At 47.3% G+C, this 22,149-nt stretch carries 16 protein-coding genes; 4 read left to right on the forward strand and 12 right to left on the reverse strand.

Translation table 11 applies throughout. The features are described from left to right. Positions 1 to 926 precede the first annotated feature (926 nt). Positions 927 to 1,607 (reverse strand): M48 family metallopeptidase, encoded by a 681-nt coding sequence (locus tag ACYVF1_RS08895; protein WP_461077694.1) that lies wholly within the window; start codon positions 1,605 to 1,607, stop codon positions 927 to 929. Further along, a complete protein-coding gene (locus ACYVF1_RS08900; RefSeq protein WP_461077696.1) occupies positions 1,604 to 4,861 on the reverse strand; it encodes a type I restriction endonuclease subunit R in 3,258 nt (1,085 codons plus the stop codon). Before ACYVF1_RS08900 ends, ACYVF1_RS08895 begins: the two co-directional genes overlap by 4 nt. An 80-nt stretch (positions 4,862 to 4,941) precedes the next feature. Here ACYVF1_RS08900 and ACYVF1_RS08905 point away from each other — a divergent pair, with 80 nt between their 5' ends. Beyond that, a complete protein-coding gene (locus ACYVF1_RS08905; RefSeq protein WP_461077698.1) occupies positions 4,942 to 5,223 on the forward strand; it encodes a DUF6364 family protein in 282 nt (93 codons plus the stop codon). Beyond that, a complete protein-coding gene (locus ACYVF1_RS08910; protein ID WP_461077700.1) occupies positions 5,220 to 5,663 on the forward strand; it encodes a type II toxin-antitoxin system VapC family toxin in 444 nt (147 codons plus the stop codon). The genes ACYVF1_RS08905 and ACYVF1_RS08910 overlap by 4 nt, the downstream gene beginning before the upstream one ends. A 48-nt stretch (positions 5,664 to 5,711) precedes the next feature. On the opposite strand, the gene ACYVF1_RS08915 is transcribed toward ACYVF1_RS08910, so the two are convergent. From ACYVF1_RS08915 to ACYVF1_RS08960, 10 genes are all read right to left on the reverse strand, one after another. Continuing rightward, on the reverse strand, positions 5,712 to 7,421 hold the full coding sequence (locus tag ACYVF1_RS08915) for a DUF262 domain-containing protein (protein WP_461077702.1): 1,710 nt from the start codon (positions 7,419 to 7,421) through the stop codon (positions 5,712 to 5,714). A 132-nt stretch (positions 7,422 to 7,553) separates the two neighbouring features. Further along, on the reverse strand, positions 7,554 to 8,804 hold the full coding sequence (locus ACYVF1_RS08920) for a restriction endonuclease subunit S (RefSeq protein ID WP_461077704.1): 1,251 nt from the start codon (positions 8,802 to 8,804) through the stop codon (positions 7,554 to 7,556). Then, positions 8,797 to 11,244 carry a type I restriction-modification system subunit M gene (locus tag ACYVF1_RS08925; RefSeq protein WP_461077706.1) on the reverse strand — a complete coding sequence of 816 codons (2,448 nt, stop codon included), beginning with the start codon at positions 11,242 to 11,244 and terminating at the stop codon, positions 8,797 to 8,799. Before ACYVF1_RS08925 ends, ACYVF1_RS08920 begins: the two co-directional genes overlap by 8 nt. A gap of 293 nt (positions 11,245 to 11,537) precedes the next feature. Next, the gene (locus tag ACYVF1_RS08930; RefSeq protein WP_461077707.1) at positions 11,538 to 12,524 is read right to left on the reverse strand and encodes a DUF3871 family protein; all 987 of its coding nucleotides are present in this window, start codon (positions 12,522 to 12,524) and stop codon (positions 11,538 to 11,540) included. A 760-nt stretch (positions 12,525 to 13,284) separates the two neighbouring features. Beyond that, positions 13,285 to 14,160 (reverse strand): phosphatase PAP2 family protein, encoded by an 876-nt coding sequence (locus tag ACYVF1_RS08935; protein ID WP_461077709.1) that lies wholly within the window; start codon positions 14,158 to 14,160, stop codon positions 13,285 to 13,287. 36 nt (positions 14,161 to 14,196) lie between these two features. After that, the gene (locus ACYVF1_RS08940) at positions 14,197 to 14,814 is read right to left on the reverse strand and encodes a sigma-70 family RNA polymerase sigma factor (RefSeq protein ID WP_461077711.1); all 618 of its coding nucleotides are present in this window, start codon (positions 14,812 to 14,814) and stop codon (positions 14,197 to 14,199) included. Between the two features lie 126 nt (positions 14,815 to 14,940). Then, the gene (gene arsN2 / locus ACYVF1_RS08945) at positions 14,941 to 15,381 is read right to left on the reverse strand and encodes an arsenic resistance N-acetyltransferase ArsN2 (protein WP_461077713.1); all 441 of its coding nucleotides are present in this window, start codon (positions 15,379 to 15,381) and stop codon (positions 14,941 to 14,943) included. Next, a complete protein-coding gene (locus ACYVF1_RS08950) occupies positions 15,365 to 15,805 on the reverse strand; it encodes an arsenate reductase ArsC (RefSeq protein WP_461077715.1) in 441 nt (146 codons plus the stop codon). Before ACYVF1_RS08950 ends, arsN2 begins: the two co-directional genes overlap by 17 nt. A gap of 26 nt (positions 15,806 to 15,831) precedes the next feature. After that, complete coding sequence (locus ACYVF1_RS08955) at positions 15,832 to 16,731, reverse strand: arsenite methyltransferase (RefSeq protein WP_461077717.1); 900 nt, start codon at positions 16,729 to 16,731, stop codon at positions 15,832 to 15,834. Positions 16,732 to 16,793: 62 nt separating this feature from the next. After that, positions 16,794 to 17,123: an ArsR/SmtB family transcription factor gene (locus ACYVF1_RS08960; protein WP_461077719.1), complete on the reverse strand. Its 330-nt coding sequence runs from the start codon at positions 17,121 to 17,123 to the stop codon at positions 16,794 to 16,796. Between the two features lie 319 nt (positions 17,124 to 17,442). On the opposite strand from ACYVF1_RS08960, the gene ACYVF1_RS08965 reads away from it, so the two are divergent. Further along, positions 17,443 to 20,655, forward strand: coding sequence for a SusC/RagA family TonB-linked outer membrane protein (locus tag ACYVF1_RS08965; RefSeq protein ID WP_461077721.1), 3,213 nt, complete (start codon positions 17,443 to 17,445; stop codon positions 20,653 to 20,655). A gap of 36 nt (positions 20,656 to 20,691) precedes the next feature. Next, a complete protein-coding gene (locus ACYVF1_RS08970) occupies positions 20,692 to 22,143 on the forward strand; it encodes a SusD/RagB family nutrient-binding outer membrane lipoprotein (protein WP_461077723.1) in 1,452 nt (483 codons plus the stop codon). The last annotated feature ends 6 nt before the right edge of the window (positions 22,144 to 22,149 follow it).

The following is a 22,149-nucleotide window of genomic DNA, read 5'->3' on the forward strand; positions in this document are numbered from 1 at the left end:
TATAAAGGTTGATCAGTATATATTCAATTCTGGTAAACTCATTTACTTTTCGGTAGTAGACGACTGTAAATGATCATGATGAATCAAGCGCTGATATTTACTAAAACTGTTTATTACGATTCCTAAAAATAGATTTCTCCAAGCCTGTTAAACTCCATCAAGGCTATTCGGAGTGCCTAAATATTGGATTAAGTTAGTAGCAAATCTTACAAGGTACAAAGCCCATATTTTTGGCGTTACTCACACTAACTCGGCTAATGGCCGAGCGGCACCGATTAAGTCCATGACATTGGTAAGAATGATAAGCATACGCGCTTCGACCTCCGCAAATGAACACAGTGGCTGCAGCAGGCCTTTGACTCAGTTGCTGATGAGTACGGTAATTGGGAGAAGGATTTTGCCAGAATACCGTGCTAACCAATGACCAGCAAATAAAGCCTGTTAAAAGTAGACTTTTCATCATACATAGAAAAATTTGACTTGAAATATATCGGTTTGTGAGTAACTATTCTAATCGATTTACTAAACGGATGTTACTAATGGGTGGTTGCCTAAACTATTAATCTTCGCCTATCACATATAGGCCATTGACGTAACTATCATACTCTGCGTAGTAATAGTTGGGAAACCACGTTAATTAGCTGCCTTTCGATGGTGGATAATGTACAGTATCACTCTCCTCGTAAGTCAAATAACTCTACATACTAAATCGAAGAAAAGCCTTTTTTCATAGCTTTTCCTCTATATCTGGTAAGTAGAAAAAAGGTAAGTGGTTCCTACGAAAATTATTTAAAAATAATGCGACCCTAGCCGTTTTGCTCCCTCGTCGATATGAAGAACAGAAGGCAATGTTGCTGTTAATGATGGAGGTAAAGCGTGCCTCGTCTACGCGTACTTTTTCCTAATCGCTCATTTATTGTAAGCAATCATAAATCCATACCCGCTCCGTTGAAACGCAGCCAGCTTTTCCGTTCGCGGTAGTCAGGCATGATTTTGTCGACTTCGTTCCAGAAGGCATCAGAGTGATTATCAAACTTCAGATGGGCCATTTCATGCACGATGATGTAATCCAGAATCGATAGGGGAGCCATCAGACATTTCCAATGGAAATTCAGATCACCAGTGGCTACTGAGCAGGAGGCCCAGCGGTGCTGTAGATCCATCACCCGGATTTGGCCGTTTTCGACCCCCATCTGCTCTTTAAAGTGGTTAACCCGTTTGCTAATCCGTGGTACGCCCTTTGTGCGGTAAAACTCTTTGAAAATCTCCTGTGCTCTTCCTTTATCCTCACGCTTTAGGCAGAAATAGCCTTCTTTCAGCAGCAATGGAACGGGTTGGCTTTCGACCAGTTGTAGGCGATAGTTTCGTCCCAAATAGGGGAACGTTTCACCGCTGACAATTTCCCGTAAACTGCGGGTAGCATTCAGTTCATCACGCTCAGCTAGATATTTATACAGTTGAAAACGTTTGCTAATAACGGTGTCCTGAATCTGCTCATCCGTAAAATGCTCGGGGGCTAGAACACTAATGGTACCGTCTCGCTCCAGGTAAATACTGAGCGTTTTCCGCTGACTACGTTTGACGGTATAGGCAGGTACATCACTCATGTGGCTGACTGACCAATTAATTGATTATGCCGACGCTTGGCCAACGCCATGATTTCACTGGCGATTTGTTCCCGATGAGCAACTAGCTGAGGTATTTTGCTAAACAGCAATATATCACTGATTTCGCTCTTCATCTTCTCAATTTCATAGGCTCGATTCCAGAAGTCGATGAACCCGATGGTCGACTCCAACTTCTCAATGATGTCGGCATTCAGCAATTTACAGCGTTCGCGTGTTGCTTTGTCCGGGGCGTTACTGCCAAAGGCCAAATCCATCATTAAATCGAAGAAGGGTGCTTCTACGACGGTTACGCCTTCCTCGCTTTGCTTACGTCCGGCCAACGTTTCCTCCCGAAGGGCTTTTAAGTCCTGTACGAGCTTCTCCCAGTCGAGTTGATGCTGATGCAAAATGGCCTCCAGCTTTTCATAAAGCTTTTTGTAGAGTGATGGGTCATCCTCAAAGCTTACTTTGATGTGTTTACGAATGGCGTGTTCCATCTCCGAAGCGACTGCCTTCGGATTGGTGTTCTTGCTAACCTGTTCGTCAAACTGGTCGGAGAAAAGCTCAATGGGTGGAATCTTGGGGTCAATGCCCAGGTTTACCAGGTGCGCGTTGATGAGGTGTTTGATCTTCTCGCCAACGTCTTCCAGATCGAGGGTGGCGTCTTTGTAGCGTTGCCGGATTGTGAATAGGATATGAGCAAACTGCTGAGCGGGAATTTTGTAAACATTGCCAGCAGCATGTGGTAAGATGATATCCATGCTCTCAGCAAAACGCTTATAGTACACCTCAAAATCGGCACGAAACTTTACATCTTCTCCTAGCTCCACACAACGCTCCAGCAAGGCCGCTCGAACTTGCGAATCAGTGATAGTCTGCTGCACGTAGGCATCGATCTGGTCAATTCCGTTATCAATGAAAAGCTGAATCAGTCGTCGGTAACGTCCCTCCAGAATGGGAATCTCCGACGTAATGTCGCGAAATGAATCCAGAATGTCGGCTACGTCGTCGGCACTGTAAATGGTGAGTGCTTCACGGAGGTTGTTGGTGTTGCCGATGTAGTCTACGACGTATCCCCGCGTTTTACCTTTGTAGGTTCGGTTTACCCGCGCAATGGCCTGTAACAGATTATGCTCTTTCATCTTCTTGTCGAGATACATAATCTGCTCGATGGGAGCGTCAAAACCCGTCAGTAACATATCGCAGACTACCAGAAAGGCAATCCCAGTCAACGGTTTGGTATAGTCGAAACGCTCTTTGAAGTTATCGACGGCTTTATTGGCCATTGATGCCTTCCGGGCTTGAGTAATGATAGCGGGTTCGTTTGTTCCTTGTGAGGAGACGACGGCTTCAGCTTTCAGAAAGGCAATTTTTTCAATGAGTTCGGCATCAGGCTGCACTTTCGAATGCTCAGTATCTAGCCGATTCTGAATGGCTAGTTCGATGGCTCGTTTGTAGCGAACGGCTGCGAGTACGCTACTGGCAACCACCTGGGCTTTGAAGCCATTAACTAGAATGTTATCGACGTAGTGGTCTACCAGGTCAGTCGCGATAGCTTCGATACGTTTTTCGGCTTCCAGAATATCGCTATACGTACCGTACTTCTTTTTGATACGTTCAATTTCTTCCGGCGTATGGTCACGTACTAAATCCTCGAATTTTGCCTCGAACTGACTTTTGTTTCGGATGGCATCGTCAGACGTTTTGCCCTCATAGAGAATCTGCAACGTAGCACCGTCGTTGACCGCATCGGTTAGTTTGTATTGATCGATGTAGGAACCGAAACGGTCGTGGGTTTTCTTTTTGTGTCGGTCGGTAATCAGGGGCGTTCCTGTGAACGCAATCTTAGTCGAGTTTGGGAATGCTTCGAAAATATTATTGCCCATATCACTCCCCTGAGACCGGTGAGCCTCGTCAATCAGAATCAGGATTTTCTCGGACCGATTCACTTCACCAAATCGTGAGTAAACAGGAATCGGTTCAGCCGCCATACGAAGTGCCTGCCCGACCAGTGAATGGTCGGTGCGGGTACGTTCCTGGAACTTATGGATCATCACCATCACTACGTTGGAACTGGGTGTAGCGAGTTTGGCTTTGAGTTGAGCTGTGGTTTCTACAAAATCAATTGTCTCTCCAGTTAACGTAGCGGTTTCGCCCAGCTGATCTTCGAGGTCGATTCGGTCGTTTACCAGTAGCACTTTATAATCCTTTAAGACGGCCATAGAACGTAGCTTACGGACCAGCATGACCATCGTCAGACTTTTACCGCTGCCCTGTGTGTGCCAGATTACCCCTGACCGTTCGAGTGGGGTTTGTCCTTCCAGGAGCCGACGAATGGTTTTGCCAACGGCCCGGAATTGCTGATATCGACACGCGATCTTTACCTCACGACCTTCTCCTGAGGACTTGAACAGGGTGAAATGCTGGATAATGTCGAGTAGGGTAGCGGGAAGCAGCATTCCCTGGATGAGTGTTTCCTGAGAACGTACCTTTCCTAGTGGGGGCGTAAAGGTTTTGTAAGGCTCCGGGTAAATGTCTTTCCATTCGTAGTAATGATTCTTACTCGATGAAATGGTTCCGTAATACGCTTTCTCGCCATAGGTGGCAATGTTAAACTGGTTAAACCAGAATAAGCTCTCCTCGCCCTCCTTAAGCCCATCACGCTGGGTTGTTTCACGCTGGTTGCTATACCGTAGTAACTGCTTTACGGCTTCATCGAGGGGATTCGCCGTAAATTCATTCTGCACTTTACATTCGACCACCACTACAGGTAAGCCATTCACAAACAGCACAATGTCGGGAACGATAAATCCTTTGCCCATACCGGGCGTATCGATTCGAAATTGATTGATCGCCCTAAAACTGTTACGTTCGGGGTGAGCGAAGTCAATCAGTTTTACAGGTGCCGACTGCTCACCGGTCAGGTAATTCTGGTCAACGATGATTTTACGCTTGCCCAGCAGCATTTCCCAGACGTCCTTGTTGGCTTCGATCAACGGCTTACGGGTATGCGTCGTTACTTCATCGAATACCGCTTCCAGTTGAGTATCGGTTAACCAGGGATCACCCTGTTCGGTCGTGTTGATTTCGTAAATGGCTTTCTTGAAAACGGCCTTTAGGGTTACCTCGCGGAAACTGCTACGTTCACTTTTAACAGGGTCTTTGGGAATTCCGGCAGGCTGGTTGGTGATCGTCCATCCTAGGGATTGTAATTGCGTCAGAAAGGGTTTTTCGGTGTGAAGGTATTCAGACATCGGTTAAGGAATAAGTAATCGCAAGGTAACGATTTAAGCGCTTTTATTTTCTGTTCTGATTCCCCAGGTAATACGTATCTTTGCTGAAAAATAAAAAAGATACGTATATGGGTAAAGTGAAATTGACCCTGACGGTTGATGAGCGGGTAGTTGCCAACGCTAAACTGCTGGCCCGACAGCAGCATACATCATTGTCCGCCATGATTGAGCAGCTTTTGACACCCGTTGATACCAACATCCCTGAATCGGTGTCGGCTATTCCTTCTGCGTTACATTTGCGAGGTATTGCTAAAGGACCATTAAGCAAGAAAACGGATAAGCAGATTCGGGACATGATGTATAAAGACCGGTACGGGCTATGACTATCTTTCTGGATACGAACGTAGTGCTCGACTGGCTACTGGACCGGAACGATACATTCGCTGATGAAGCCACTACATTGTTTCTGGCGGCTGAAGAAAAGCGGATCACCATTTACATCTCTGCGGGTTCCGTCTATACCGTTGCGTATGTACTACACCGTTCAGGAAAAAAGGGACAGAAATTACGTGATGCCCTGGTAAGCTTTCTGAATTTGGTGCAGGTGGCGAGTGCTAATAAAAATACCTTTCTGGCGGCCAGCCAATTACTGACTATAACAGACTTGGAGGATGGGTTCCAGTATCAGACAGCCTTGGGTAACCAATCCATTCAGTATTTCGTCACGGGCAACATCAAAGACTTTCGTTCGACTGACCAAAGCCAGTTGCCCGTAGTGACACCCAATGAAATGGTTATGATACTGCCTTCAAACGAATCCTGATCACTATCAATCCTTGTACAACCAGAAATCTACTTTTTGCCGCATGGCTTATTGCAACTTTTCGAGTAGCAACGAAGTAAGGGTTTCTGTTCTGAGATGAATAAATTCCGTGAAATTATTGAAACCCAGAAATATATCGGGTGGAATATGAGACGCTGCCAGGAATACCTTGTTTTGGTTTGCTGACCAGTCAATAAAATCGTTGTTGCTTTTTGAGATATTGACTGAACTATTCAGCAAATGCAGATTGGCAATGGAGTTTGCATGTTGATTATAAAATTTCCTGTCCTGAGCCGTTAAATTATACTTGTCATAAACAGAATCTTTAAACTTACTGAGGGGGAATATATGATCTTGGTGGCACTCTTCCCAGTATCGAGTCTCCGTAATCATCATTAACAGTAAGTGTGACAGACGAGATCGGTAATGTTCACGGCTTAACCATTTCTCAACATCATCGCGGTCTATTTTTTTACCAAGGTTTATTTCTTCAAAGCTCTTGCCCTCGTTGATGGCCGTGCGAATGGTTTTCAACGTAGAGTCAGATGAACTGCCAAAGGCGCCGGTTAACTGGGCTTTGGTGAACCACTTTATGATCTCGGTTTTAATGGCAATGTGTTCATTTGTCTGAGACGCAATAAACGTATCGGAGTACTTATTTTTCTGTAAATAGTAAGCAATTGGGATAAAGGCGTACTGCGAAACAATATTCTGAGGCATAAAGCCATACTGGGCAATTAACTTTACGGTCAGACTCAGGTATTTTTTCAATATATGCCAGTTACCAGAAATGATCGCCAGATTTTCTGAGTTAAAGTTCTTGATCTTGTATTGTACTTCCAGATCAGACATAACCAGACAGGCTTTCAACACATCATCTTTGCCAAATTTGTAGTTAGGTTTGTGCAACTCTTCTTTGTTGAGCTGATCGACAAAATCAAAGAGCTCCTGTCGAGCCCCTTTTGGCTGAAAGAGTGTTCTGTTCGACTCCATATACGAAAGCAGTAAATCCGCCTTTTCCAGCTTTACTCCTCCATCGTTTGTGCGAACGAAAATATTCAGAACCTTCTCATCGTCGTTGGTTTGCACGACTTGTTCCTGAAGCACATTATCAGAACAGATTACTTTATGGAGCTGCCCTAGTGTCGATTTCGCTTGTTTGATGAGGGCTTTATCCGTCGTATTTTCCCGAATCAACTCGTCGTAAGCTTCTTTGAAATCTTCAGTACTATCATCCCGAAAATCCAGCACTTTTCCGACTTCAAACCATAATTCGCCGAGCTTCCCTGCTTCGCTACTCTTGAACTCAAACTGATACTTAGCCCCGTAGGTGTTATCGAGATCATTTTCAAGATCACCGAAGAGGTTTAGATACAGCTTCAGTTCACGCTTTTTGTTGTATAGGGTAAAGGAGTATTTACCTCGAAGCCCTATGTTGAGTGCGGATATACGCTGCTGACCATCCAGTAACAGAAACAGTTTGTTGTAGCCATTGGTATTAGCCAGTTCATTATGCGGATTATCTTTATCGTAGTCCTGAACGAAATTATATAACTCCCATTTGATCGATTCGGCGTTAGGATCTTTGTCAATACCCCAGGTCAGGATAGTACCGATTGGGTATTCCTGCATGACGGAATCGAAGAGTTTTTCAATCTTCTTTTCCTGAGCACTTTTGAGCCAGACAAACTCACGTTGAATAGAGGGTAATAAATAATCTCTGTTTACACGGTTTAGGATAACGTCTGCAATTTTCATGAGTGTGGTTAACGATTTAGGCGCACTTGTTTTAACTAAATTTAGTACATCAACTATGCCAATTTTCTTTTTTGTGATAATCGTTCAAGATGATAGATAATATTCTTCAGTAAAGGGCGGCAATTAGTAAGGCTATGCGCTCACCTCTATTTTCCCACTGAGCAAATCCTGCATTAAGCCTTGTTTGAGGGATTGAAGTTTAGAAAGGAAATGTTGAGACGATAATATTGTATTGGTAGCTGACATCATCCTTTTCATCATTTCAACCTGCTCATCAATTTTAGACAGTCTAATTTCTATGCTTTCGCACACACTCTTATTCATGTACGGTACGACATTAAACCCGACTATTCTTAACATTTGACTTTTTTCATATCTTAAAGAATAAAGAAGGTACTCAGGTAGTAAATCGTCATTTGGGACAAAAGCATGGAGTTGTTGATTCAATACAACTTCACAGCTATTTATTGCAGAAACCCCTAGTTCCCCAACGCAGGTCATAATTACAGAATTTGCTGGTACTTTTTTGTTTCCGCTTGTCTTTATCTCTTTGTCATTTAAACCTAAGTTCTCACGAGATTTAGACACATAATCACTCTCAAAATCAGGAGTTGTAATCCAAGGTGTTCCACCGCTGAAAGATTGAGATTTAGATCTACCCGGTACGATTGAGCGTGACACTTTTCCTGTGGTTGTCACCTCCCACTCCTTCGGAATCATGCCCAGCGATGATTCTTTATACAACTCTGGAGCGTCTTTGTAGCGGGGACGTAGCTGGCCGGTGCGGACATCAATGCCGCGAGTAAATAAATCCTGCAACATGCCCTGCTTGATGGCCTGATACTTGGCAATAATGGCCTCCGTCTTTTCAATCTGACCGTCAATCGTCGAGAGGATACGGGCTATTTTGCGTTGGTTGGGGAGAGAGGGAGCTTTAAATCTGATTTTCTGGATGCGGTGTAAAGCTAACTTCGGAACACCGCCACCTATACCGATTTCCTGCCAAATTTGTGCTTGTATTTCCTTTGAAGAAAATTTATAAACTAGATAGTTGATACTAAAATTTGAAGCATCTATTCCACTGAGTTTTGCTGCATTTTCAGTTAGCTGAGCATTATCAAATTTCTGAGGAATGACACCAAAATTTCCAATTGTTCCAGCAATAGTTACGTAAATGTCTTCGACTGTTATCTTGTAATTCTTTATTAATTTCTCAGTCTGCGAGGAGATATATTTTATATCAGAATCGTCAATACCACCATTTACCATATCTACCACTCGTAAATAGGGTATATTCTTAGTTTCTACAAAATCGTGACCTTTGGGTAAACGTTTGCCACCTTTAACATTAGCTATTTTACCGATTTGATAGTACTCACTCATAACCTAATTCACTCAAAAACTGGTTCAATATTTTATTTTCGGCTTCACGCTCAGTCAGCAGACCTTTCAACGTTACGTTGTATTTGCTGTGTAGGTTTTCAATGGCAGCTATAAAGCTCTGGCGGTATTGCTTCAGATAACCCTCGAACGTAGCGTAGAGCGTACGTTCCCAACGGGCAAGAATCAATCGTTCAGCTTCGGTAGCCGTGATACGTTGCCGGGCGGCATCCACCAGGTCTTCCGTCCGTTTTTCCATCGCTCTGGCTTCGAACTTCAGGTCTTTTAATTCTTTCACCAGTTTGTCGTGCCGGGCGATACGTTCAGCAGGAGCCATCACCAGTACGTCGTCGGCATCGTCGTCAAACAACGTAGCACCACCTTTCCGCTTGTCGGTTTTAGCCACCGCTTTCAGTTGTTTCAGGGCTTCTTTGGAGAGTACTCCGCTATCACTCTCATCAGGGTCATAGTCTTCGCTTTCGGCTTCTTCGAACAGCGCCTGCAACTCCGCCATTCGTGCCTGATTTTGTTCGTGCCAGTCGAGCAGGTCGCCAAACTGAGAACGTAGTATTTCTTCGTCGGGAATGAGAGCCGCTCCCCATCCGCTGGCCGCTACCGATTTCAGGTCACTCAGAATGGTTCCGTTGTTCCAGAAAGCCGCAAACGCTCCCCGAATTTTAAACGCGTCGAGCATACCCAATGGCAGCAACGTATCGGTAATGTCGGGCAGCAACCGCCGATACAAGTCGAACACGGCGCGTTGGCTATTGATAGCCTTGATAGCAGGTAAATGTCGATGCCACCAGTCTTGCAATGCCTGCTGATACGTAGCGTGCGTCAGCACAACACCGGAACTGGTTTCAATCAGGTCTTTGATCTGTTCCTTTGCTGTTACGTTGTCGGCGAACTGTAAGTAGTCAGGCTTGTATTCTGTAAACAGCATATCCCGGCAACCCGCATACGTAGTGAAATACGCTTGTAAAGCATCCACCTCCACCAGCGGGATACCTCCGTTGAGGTGTGCTTTCACATCCTGCGGTTCAGGCGCGGGAGCATTGTCGACGTAGCGTCGAATGTTGAGGTTATAGTCTTCGGCTGCCAATTCAGCCAACGGTACCAGCCGGGAGTACTTCGGTGCTTCGAGTTGATTGCGATATACGTTCGATATCTTCTCGATATCCTCTGGGCGCAGTTTATTCTGGTTTTTTCCTTCCTTGTATTCCCGGTCGGCATTGATAAACAACACTTCACGACGCTGAGCGGCTCCCTGTTTGTTAATGACCAATACACTGGCCGGAATACCGGTTCCGTAAAACAATCCGGCAGGCAAGCCAACAACAGCTTCCAGTAATCCATTCGTCAGCATCCACTCACGGGCAAGCTTTTCGGCTCCCCCACGAAACAGGACTCCATGCGGCATAATCACGGCCATCTTCCCGTTCGACTTCAACACACTAATCATGTGCTGCACAAACATGAAGTCACCTTTCTTACCCGATTCCGGCATGAACACCTGAAAACGGTCTTTGTGCTCCATGCCATTGGTGCTGTAGTTCTGCGAGAATGGCGGATTGGCAATGACCCGGTCGAACCTTTTTAGTTCGCCGTTGGTATCCAGATGCTGGGGTTTAGTAATGGTATCGTCATTCCGAATGTCGGCGGTGTAGATGCCATGTAGCAGCATGTTCATCCGGCACAGTGACCACGTAGTACCGTTGCTTTCCTGTCCGTATAGGGCCAGATTGCGCGTGTTCCCTCCCGATTGTGCTACGTAGCTCTGCGACTGAATCAACATACCACCCGACCCCACCGTCGGGTCGTAGATCGACATACCTTCCTGTGGCTCGATCAGGTTGGTAAGCAGATTTACAACTTCAGAAGGTGTATAGAACTCTCCTCCTTTTTTACCAGCACTATCGGCAAAATACTTGATGAGGTATTCGTAAGCAGCACCCATCAGGTCAGGGAACTCAAAATCTTCGTCCCGCAGCGGAATCAGCTCAAAATGCTCGATGAACTCCACCAGCTTGGCATCTTCCAGGGCTTTCTGCCCTACCTTTTTGTTGTAGTTAATGCTTTTCAGTACGTCCTGAAGCGTATTCGGATTGGCTTCCTCAAGTTCGGCCAGGGCTTTGTTAAGGAACGTACCAACATCTTTTTTCAGGTGCCGTATGTTTTCCCAGCGTGAGCGTTCGGGTACGTAGAAGTCGTATTTGGTAGGCGTTTCCAACTGAATCTGTATCAGGTCGTCAGTCAAGCCTTTATTTCTATAGTCTTGCTCCAGGCGTTTGCGGTCGGCATGGAATTTATCGCTCAAGCGCTTCAGAAAAAGCACGCCGAAAATATGCTCTTTAAACTCCGACGCATCCATGTTACCCCGCAGAATATCGCAGGCTTTCAGGAGCAGTTGTTCGAGTTTGGACAGGGAAAGTTTTTGATTCATCTGGGGCACTGGCTCTTACGTAAAAAAAGTATAAGGTTGACTGTGTGTCGTTCTTCGAAATGGGTAAATTTTTGCAAAAAAGACTGGCAATATACTGATACAGCGAGTAACCGTGGCAGGGTGTGCCGGATTAAAAAGTAATATTTACGAATCTCTAACTACCTCCTGAGTGGATTTACGCATGTGCGTATTGGATGACCCAAAGCGTGTTACCCTATATGGACATTGTGGCAGCGGACTGTCGAAAGGTAATGGAAACGGCAAGAGAGAAATTACCCTTGCCGTTATTGATTTTATTGCACATACCAGTTTGTGTTGTGCCCATCCAACCCAGCCCGAACTTGCTCCACAAATTGCAAGGCGTTGACCGACCTATCCAGAAACGTATCAATGTAACTCGACTTATTGACGCCTGTGAACAGGTTATAAAGTCGCCATAAATTGATACTGCCATCTGCTTCCCGGCAAAAGCTTTCATCCCGGTAGTAATCTTTGCAGACTGCCCCTAATTGAGTATCTCCAAACAGCAGAGGTTGAATGTTTTGCTTAGTCACTGTTGGTAAATGCTGGTACATACGGCAACGTCCCAGCAGCAAGGCAAACTGCTGCTCTGTAAGCGTGTATTCAGGTAAGCACTTCATCCGGTGTAGTAAGTTGTCCTGGTTGTAGGCTTGAAGCAACGTGTGGATGGCCATCCGCAGTTGATTCAGGCTCTTTACCTGTAAATCGCTATAATAACCATCTGTCCAGACGCATAGGTTCGTGCATACCTTGTTTTGGAAGCCGATAAAGACCTTAAAGTGTTCGTTAGCGCCCTTCCGGTTGTGGAGATTATCCAGGTTATAGGCTTTGACCCCGCCTATGGTCAGAGAGAGCGTATTGTCTCCTACCACTTCCTGGATGGAATCTATCTCAATCGCAAAAATCAGTCGTTCATAGTAAAGCGTCTTTTCCCAATCTTGAAGCTGATGCGCTGATTTGTTTCGGGCATCGGGTGTACGACCTTTTATGGGGTGAGAAACGCGGAGCTGGGGCATCATAATATGCTCACCCCGAAAGACATCGCTAACAGCGTCCAACGTGGCATCAACGAAATCGCTCTGACTAATCAGCGGCTCATTGTCTTTGACGAATACGGGGATGATATGCTGATGGCGTATTTCATCCTCCGTAACTACGATGGTATTGGCTTCAATAAGTGCCTTGAAACTAGACTGTGGCAATACGGCCTGGTTGACAGGTACGGGCAATAAGTCGATTCTAACAGGATTGTAGTCCATAAGGGTAAAACGTTATTGGTTGAAAGGATTGAAAAACGAGAGGTATGACCGTGGTTAATCTGGTATTACTGAATTTCTCCTCAGGAACCCGGCTGCTTAAGACCGTAGTGAATCCGTCATGAGGAAATATGTTATACCGATGCGAAACGTTGGTCTCCTGCTGAATCAGCGTAAACGGTTGAAGTCCAGCACGTACGTGCTATGTGTAAGTTGAGCGAATTGAGCGGCTGACACCTCTAGCATAAAGTTAACCTCCCAACAGTTAATGCGTGTAGGTTTAACCTAAGAGCAGCGTACGAAAATGACCGGGGGTAGGGGTAACGTTGATTAACACCGGGGGAGGGTACGGGGGTAGGTTCTTGCTCGTGCGCTTCCAGAACATTTTAGCCCCACCAAAATTTTACATAATTTTTTTGCCAGTTAGGCCATGATCCAGAGTAAAGAACGTATTGACTCTGTCTGCTTTCTCCACCAACAATGGTGAATCATAGCCATTATCTTGGATAGTCTACAGCTTGATCGATAAATACTCAGAGGCAATAAACAGAATAATCGGGGAGATGAGATACGTTCCTGCACGCGCACACGCTAAAAGTAAATTACTACATCGCCGGATTCCAGTCCGGATTTAGTAAAGGGATTATCCACACACAGGCTGACATGCGTCGATCGATTGTCCGAAGAATTCGAAGTTCAGTAAAGCTCACACCCTAGAAAAATCAAAGGAGCAGTGAGTTACTATACCCACTGCTAACCGTCATTAGTTTTTCCACTCTGCTCTGGCCGCTTCAAAATCACGTTGAAAGCTCGGGTTCTTGAAATAGTACGTTAACATTCGATGTGTTATCTGGCGAGCGGCTTCATTGTCACTGGGGTAGTGAATACCCATGATTTCACGCGAACGGCGGATTTCTTCGGCAAGTTTAAGAAAGTCAGCCCGGCGGTGTGGCAATAATTCACTCCAAGTATATGCCTGGATAAAGGCCCATAGAGTGTGCCCGCTGGCAAATGATGGAGAGCCGATGCGAGTCAATGGTTTTAATTCAGCTTCCAGATGATAAGGACGGGGACGAATATATTGATACTTGATAGTAAATTCCATGATCCGCATGTCCCGCATCATGCCTTTGAGCAGGATGGCCGTTTTCGGATACTTCTCTGCTGTGCAAGTAACTCCCAAAATTTCGCGACCTTCAAAAAATAGATCTTTCAGATTCTGGCTGTAACTAGGGTGCGAGGTAAGTAAATCCACCTGCGGCCAATAGCCAATATCGCCTAAGAACTCCACGCGCTTAATTTGCGCCGGTGTCCGGCTCCGCTGCAAGGCTAACAGATAATCTAATTCCTTCCGGGTTTGGTCGGATGAGTTGGCCGGTGGGCGAACAGCGGTTTTCAGCACTTCGACTTGCGATGCTATCAGGTAGTACGGTTTGACCAACACATAAGTAAGCGAGCTGCCATATTCTTTTGCAGGGTAGTGAATTGTATCTAGCCAGGCGCGGGCAGGGTTCTTCTTTGCGTTCAACGCGCTGAACTGTTGGTAATGATCTACCAACGGTTCTTGCGCATGGGGAGCCTGCCCATAAAGTACCGGAGCGAATAGAAACGATAGACCGAAAAGCAATGTGGTTTTCATAATGGATGCAATGTTTAGAATTGCACCCATGACGGGCTAAGTCCCCAAAAGATGCATCGGCAAGGCATTCTTTTTTTGCTGCTCGACTAGAAACGCTTGCAGCGTGACGCAATCCGGTCGAATGGCAAAGCTTTCAACGCGTCCCTGTGGGTCTACTTCCAGGTGAAAGCACTCGTAAAACAGTCCGTGCATTTTCTTTCGGGATCGCTGGATACGTGATTTGGTGGTAGGCAAATCCAACTGAAGCTGTTGAGCAATTTCCTTCTGCGGTACACCGTCCAGATCCATCGCCAACGGTAGCGCATAGGCGTCCGGCAAACAACGCAGCAAGGGTCGAACATAGTCGGCCATTTCTTGATAGGTATTTCCCTCTTTAGGGTGGGGAATCTGCTCAACCTCACTAGCACAAAGGCAAGCCGTTTTAGGCTGCCGGTAATGGTCAATCATGGCGTTGTGCGCTAACTGGAACAGCCATGAACGAACATTGACTACAGTATAATGGGGCTGCTGACTCAGGCGATACACTTTCAGAAAAATGTCCTGGCTAATGTCCTGCGCGATGGGTTCATTTTTTACGTACTTACGCAGGTAGCCCAAAATCATTGGCTGATGTTCTGGCCACCTGGCTACTAACTCAGGTAATGGGTTCGCCATTTTTATAAGTGGTTTGGAGCGTCCTTTTGTAGTGAGGTTCAAAACTGCGCTGCTATCAGCATGGCCAGAAAAATCCACAGAGTCAGAAAGCGGTCCAGAAAAGATAGACGGGGGGACTCATGGAATTTACTGTTTGGGTGTTCGTTTCATCACAATGGCCGATGACGGGCAAAGGCTACTGAATTGCCTAGTTTGCTGAATAGCTTCGGGTACGGTGTCCCGGTTCACAGGTACAAATCCGTATCGGTCAAAATAGCCCTCGGCAGAGGTGGTAATCAGATACAGTTCATGCAGCTGCGTTGTGTCGGCAGTGGCTAGCAACCGGTCGATCATCTGCGCTGCGATGCCTTTACCCTGGTGGGCTGGATCAACAGCCACCGACCTCAATAGGCCCACAGTCCCGAAAGATTCCAGACCGGCCACCCCGACGGGAGTTTGCTCGTATTTGGCAATCACGAAATGGGGCAGTTCTTCTGGTAGATCCTCGGTGAGCAAATCTCCTTGTTCAAGCAGGGCCACAACGGTTTCTTTCTCGTCAGGCCGTGCGTTTTCAATGTGCAGTTCCATAGCTAGCCGACGAGTTCAGCAATTTCGATGCGATGAATTCCTGTGAAAAAACTTTAATCTGGTCGCGCACCTGGCGGAACGAGGTCAGGGCATCGATGCCGGGTTGGTGGCCAGGATCGGGAAAGCTTTGGTGGATCTTCTCCGCGCTTGATGGGAAATAGGGACATTGCTCGCGGGCATTGTCGCACACAGTAATGACGTAATCGAACGGCACAGAGGTGTATTCGTCCACATGGTTCGAGGTGTGGTGCGAAATGTCGATGCCATCTTCGGTCATCACCTGAATGGCTAGCGGGTTCACGCCGTGGGGGGCAACGCCTGCGCTGTATACTTCGGCCCGATCTCCGGCGAAGGATTGCAAATAGCCTTCGGCTATCTGCGAACGGGCAGAATTACCCGTGCATAGAACTAGAAGTCGTTTCATTTTCAAGACTGGTTTCAGTTGTGGAATTAGTTGCAACAATCAGTCCCGCAACAGCTAGCGGTCTGGCTAGTTCTCAGTGGTTTAATCTCGGTGAGCGCCAACGGTTTTTGCGCAAAAACCGTCACGCTATAGATGCCCCGGTCTTGCTGACGATATTCGGCGATTTCCTCGGTAGACAGGTAATTTTGCAGCACCGAATCGGGTAGGGTAATTTCCCGTTCTTTCTGCACCTGAATATTCGTGAAACCGCTCTCACTGACGAGCTGCAAATAGGCGTCTTTATGGATCGCTCCCGATACACAACCCACGTACATTTCGGCATCCTGCTGCAAACCTGCGGGCAGCTCGCCTTTCAGTACAATATCGGAGATGCTGAAATGGCCACCTGGCTTTAAAATGCGGAAGGTTTCGGCGAAGGCTTTCTGCTTGTCGGGAACCAAGTTCATCACGCAATTACTCACGACCACATTCGCCAAATTTTCGGGCAAGGGCATGTCCTCGATGTCGCCATAGACGAACTCAACATTCGCAAAGCCCAAGGCTTTCGCGTTTTTGCGGGCGCGGTCAATCATGGTGGGGGTCATATCCAGGCCGATCACGCGGCCCGTTTCGCCGGCTTCGGCACGGGCCACAAAGCAATCATTGCCCGCGCCTGAACCCAGATCCACTACCGTATCACCAGGGTTAATCTGCGCGAATTGCGTAGGCAATCCACAACCCAGCCCCAAATCGGCATCGGCCACGTAGCCGTTCAACTCCTGGTAATCCTGCGCCATAACAATCGGCACGTTCAATTCGATTTCAGGTCCCGGCCTGGATTGGTCACAGCAGGAAGTAGGACCGCAACACCCATTGGCAGCGGGATTCTGGGCAATTGCGCCGTATTTCTGGCGGACGGTTTCTTTAATTTCCTCGGCGGTTTCCATATGTTTTTCTTATTGGTTTAATGTAATATTGCGATTGATTTAGGTAAAAAAAAGCCGCATACCTAGCAGCAGGTCGCGGCTCCTACATAAATGTCAAACAACGCGCCAAAGGCTTGGCGGGCTTCCTCCCATACAGTTTCATTGATGCAGTAGCAAACGCGGGGCGGGTTGATTTCGCCCTGAATGATGCCAATGCGTTTCAGCTCCTTTAAATGCTGAGAAACGGTGGCCTGAGCCAAAGGTAATTCGTCTACTAGGTCACCGCAAACGCAGGTTTTCTTCCGCGCCAGCGATTGTAGGATGGCCACTCTTGCCGGGTGTGCGAATGCTTTAGCCAAATCCGATACCCTGTTTTGCTCTTCTGTGAATATTTCAGTTCTTGTAACTCCCATGTAGCGAAGGTAGTAAAAATAGGATTCATTGTAATATTACGATGGATATTGTTTTGAAGTCTTGAATAATATCATGATACACATAATTTCATGCACGGGTAATTTGGAATGGCTTTAGGAAATATCCTCTTTTTGAGTTATATTTTTATGATAGCCCGCTTACCAATTGAGATACTACCGCTTCACTCTCTCGAATTTCTCCCGGACAGATTCCTACGTTTGAACTAGCAGATAGTTGACTAATTCCTTTCTTGGACATCTATCTCTCTTCGTACCTCGTATATTGATAATATTTCATTTCTTCTCTCTTTCCCGTTCTATGCGGTTATTACTACTGATTACCTTTGTTCTCTTATTTTCAGTTATTGCATCTGCCCAGAAACTAACAGGGCAGGTTGTCGACCAGGCATCGGATCAACCCATTGTGGGGGCCACTGTACAAGTAAAACGCACCCAGGCAGGTACGCTCACCAATGCCACGGGTACATTTACCCTAGCCAACTTACAACCAGCCGACGTTCTGACAATCTCTTACCTTGGCTATCAGACAAAGGAGGTGCAGTACACGGGACAAACCAGCCTGATTGTTGAACTAGTTGCGGGACTGTCACTCAATGAAGTAGTCGTTACGGCTCTTGGGCTGGAGCGCAACGCCCGCAGCTTGGGTTATGCCATCCAGAAAGTTGATGGCAGTCAAGTTAGCGACGTCAAGGCTCCCAACTTTCTCGACAACCTGTCAGGTAAAGTTGCGGGCGTGATGATTACGGGTGGGTCGACGGGGGTGGGAGCGTCCTCGCGTATTACGATCCGGGGCGAATCATCGTTCACCAATAACAACCCCCTTTTTGTGGTCGATGGCATTGTCATTAACAACGCTACGGTGGTGAACCGAGTTGACGACGATGCCAACGGGTTTCAGGAAATTGATTTTGGCAACGGTGCCATGGAAATCAACCCTGACGATATAGCAACGGTATCGGTACTGAAAGGGCCCGGTGCAGCTGCCCTCTACGGTACCCGAGCTTCCAACGGAGTTATCCTGATTACGACTAAAGACGGTTCGTCACAGAAAGGCATTGGCGTTAGTTTTAACAGTACTTTTTATACCGAGCGCCCGTTTCAGCTTCCCCGATTCCAGAACAGCTACGGACAGGGTAATAGCGGAACATTTAAGTATGTCGATGGCCTGGGTGGGGGGATTAACGATAATATCTCCTATAGTTATGGTCCAAAACTCGATGCGGGACTGCTGATTCAGCAGTACGACAGTCCCGTGAATCTGCCAGATGGTCGTGTAGTGCGTGGAGCCGACACGCGGGTATACAGTGGGCTACCTATCACCCCAACCCCCTTTGTGTCGCATCCTGATAACCTCAAAAATTTCTACGAGACAGGTCATACGGCCATCAGCAATCTGGCTATTTCTGGTAGCTACGACAAAGGCAGCTACCGGCTGTCGTACACCGATCTGAACAGTCAGTCAGCCATTCCGGGTGTCGATCTGAAACGTAAAACGCTAGCCGCCCAGCTTCAGTTCGAACCCAATAAGTGGCTGAAATTCAGCTCATCCATCAATTACATAAACTCGGGTAGTGACAATCGGCCTGCTACCAAATACGGCTCGGAAAATATTAACTACGCTATGAGCGCCTGGCTGGGTCGGCAAACGGACGTTGACCCAATGAAGCAGTACTGGCAGCCCGGATTGGAGGGGATTCAGCATTTTTCCTACAACTATACCTACTTCGACAACCCGTATTTCACCCTTTACGAAAACCGTAACTCGTTTAACCGCGACCGACTCATCGGCAATATTGCCGTGACGGGTGAACTGGCCACTAACTTGACTTTGATGGTACGAAGCGCTATGGATTATTCGAGCGAGAACCGTCAGTTTCGGCGGGCATTCAGCAGCAACCGTTTTAAGAATGGCGCTTATGCTGAAAACGCTGTTTTCTTCCGGGAAATCAACACCGATTTTCTTTTGAATTACACGCGTAGCTTAGGACCACTTTCGATCGATCTGTCGGCGGGGGGAAATCGTATGAATCAGTTGGCGTCGTTCGATCAGTATCAGGCTTTAACACTGGCGCAACCGGGCGTATTCAAACTGACCAATGCAGCGTCGCCGGTAGAGGTCTATCAGCAGAGTGCCCGTAAACGTATCAACAGCTTGTATGCACTTGCCAAACTAAGTTATAAGGACGTACTGTTTGTTGACGTAACAGGACGTAACGATTGGTCGAGTGCGCTAGCAACGCCCACTTCTACCGCCAACACGTCTTTCTTCTACCCTTCTGTTTCGGCCAGTTGGGTACTATCCAATCAGTTCCGGCTACCCACCGTTTTGTCGTTTGCTAAAGTTAGGGCCAGCTTCGCCAGCGTCGGTAACGATACAAGCCCTTACCAGACCACAGGGGTTTTCAACGCTCGCAACCCAGTATTCTCACAACCCGCCTTCACCGCCCAGTCCACAATTGCCAATACCAACCTGAAACCGGAGTCGATCACTTCAGTTGAGGTGGGGGCCGATGTTCGCTTCCTGGATGACAGACTAGGCATTGACTTGACCTATTATAACTCCCGCACCCGTAACCAGATTCTGTCGTTACCCATCGCCATCCCTACTGGTTACAGTGAACGAGTCATTAATGGGGGTGAAGTACGGTCGCAGGGCATCGAAGCCGTGGTAATGGCCATCCCTATACGGACGAGTCGCATCCGTTGGAACGTGAGCCTCAACTTCAGCCGCAACCGTACTACAGTGGTGGCGCTGCCTGAAGAGGCTGGTACACTTACGCTGGGCTACAACCGCATCTACGATAATGTGAATCAAACCGTCTGGTATCAGGTGCGACAAGGTGACCGAATGGGTGATATGTGGGGTACAGGCTACCTGCGTAATGCTCAGGGTGAGTTTATTGTGGGTAGCAATGGTCAGTACATTGCCGACAACACGCTGAAGAAACTAGGTAACTACAATCCCGACTTCATGGTAGGCTTATCAAACCAGCTCAGCGTTCAAAACTGGAACTTAAGTTTCCTGCTCGACTGGCGGCAAGGCGGCATTCTGGTATCACGCACACTGGCACTGGCGGGTGTAGCAGGGCAACTTATCGAAACGGCCGATCGTCCTGATGCGGGTATTGTGGCTAAAGGCGTGGTGAACACGGGCACAACAGATAATCCGAACTATCAACCCAATACCCGCGCTATTCCAGCCGAAACCTATTACCGCATGTATTACGACCGCAACAATGAAGAAAATAACACCTACAATGCGTCGTACGTAAAGTTGCGGGAGATGAGCATTGGCTATACGCTGCCCGAAACGACGGGCCTCGCTCGTAAGCTGCATATGCAGCGACTAACTATAGCCTTGGTGGGTCGAAATTTGCTGGCACTGTCACATATTCCCCACTTCGATCCCGAACAGACTTCGTTCCAGCAAAATCAACTGCAAACTGGCGTCGAAGACATGACCTACCCCACCTCGCGTAACATAGGGGTGAAACTAAGTGTGAATTTTTAAGTCCCGCCATTCGGCACGGGTATCAAACCAACTGATATGAAACGGATTTTATATAGTACCCTCCTGCTGCTTTTGCTAACCAGTGCGTTACCTAGCTGTACGGAGAATTTTCAGGAAATCAACACCAACCCCAACGCGCCGGTCGATGTGCAACCGTCGCTGCTGTTTCGCAAAATTCTGTTCGATTATGGCGAGCAGATGTCCTACGAAGCTTTTGTAGCGGGCAACCTGCTAGGGCAGTATTTTACGGCTATCGACTTCAACCTGTTCGACCGGCACAGTCTCAGCGAACCGCAATATGGTGGCAATCCCTGGCCGTTCATCTACTCGAACTTGCGCGACAACGAAATTCTGTTGCAGAAGTCTCGCGCCAACGTAGCATTCGGAGTATACGAAGGCCCGGCCCTGATCATGAAAGCGTACATGGCGGCTGCCCTCACCGACCTTTACGGCGACGTACCCTATAGCGAGGCTCTACAAGGAAAAACGGGCGTCATTACACCTGCCTACGATACGCAGGAATCTATCTACACGGCTGCCGGTGGTATACTGGACAATCTCGATAAAGGCATTGCTTCCATTAATAATTACAAAGGTGCTACTGCTCTTGATGGCGACATTCTTTACAGTGGCAACCGCAGCAAGTGGGTATTATTTGCCAATTCGCTGAAGATTAAAGCGTTGATGCGTATTTCGGGTAAAGCAAATGTGAAGGACGCGCTACAGAAAGTGCTGACGGAAGGCAACTTCATTAAGGCCAATACTGACAACGCAGTGTTTCGCTTCTCACTCACGCAACCCAACAACTTCCGAATGTCAACAGCCCGTATCGGCGACTATAACCTGTTTATCATGTCGCTGACCAGTCAGGAACTGCTCACCAGCCTGAACGATCCGCGCGTTGGGGTATATTTCCGGGCAACCGCGGCCAAACCGGGCACCTACAAAGGTCTGCTCAACGGTCCGGATGCCTCAAAGCTGTCGATTTCTGTCGCCGACTATTCACTGACAGGAACGATCTTTCGGGAGGAGTCGGATAAGCTGTACGCCAACTATATGACTGCCTATGAAACCAGTTTCTGGCTAGCCGAAGCTGCCGAGCGGGGCCTGGTATCAGCATCGGGTAAGGAGTGGTATGAGCGTGGCGTTACGCAAGCATTCGACTACTGGCGCACGACGCTGCCAGCGGGTTACCTGAGCAGCGCTAAAGTAGCCTACGCGCAGAACGGTCAGAACCCAATTGAACAGATTTTGACGCAAAAGTGGCTTGGCAATATCAATAATGCCTACGAAGGCTGGACCGAGTACCGTCGGACTGGTTTTCCTCGCTTAAAGACCATTTCGGCCAGCCTTAACAACGGGCTTATTCCCGTCCGGATGCCCTACCCCGGAACAGAAAGCGCACTGAATACAGTACAATACAAAAAAGCCGCCGACAAAACCCAGAACAACAGCATTAACATGCCTGTTTGGTGGGCTACTCGTTAATCATTC

Source organism: Spirosoma flavus, assembly GCF_054778555.1.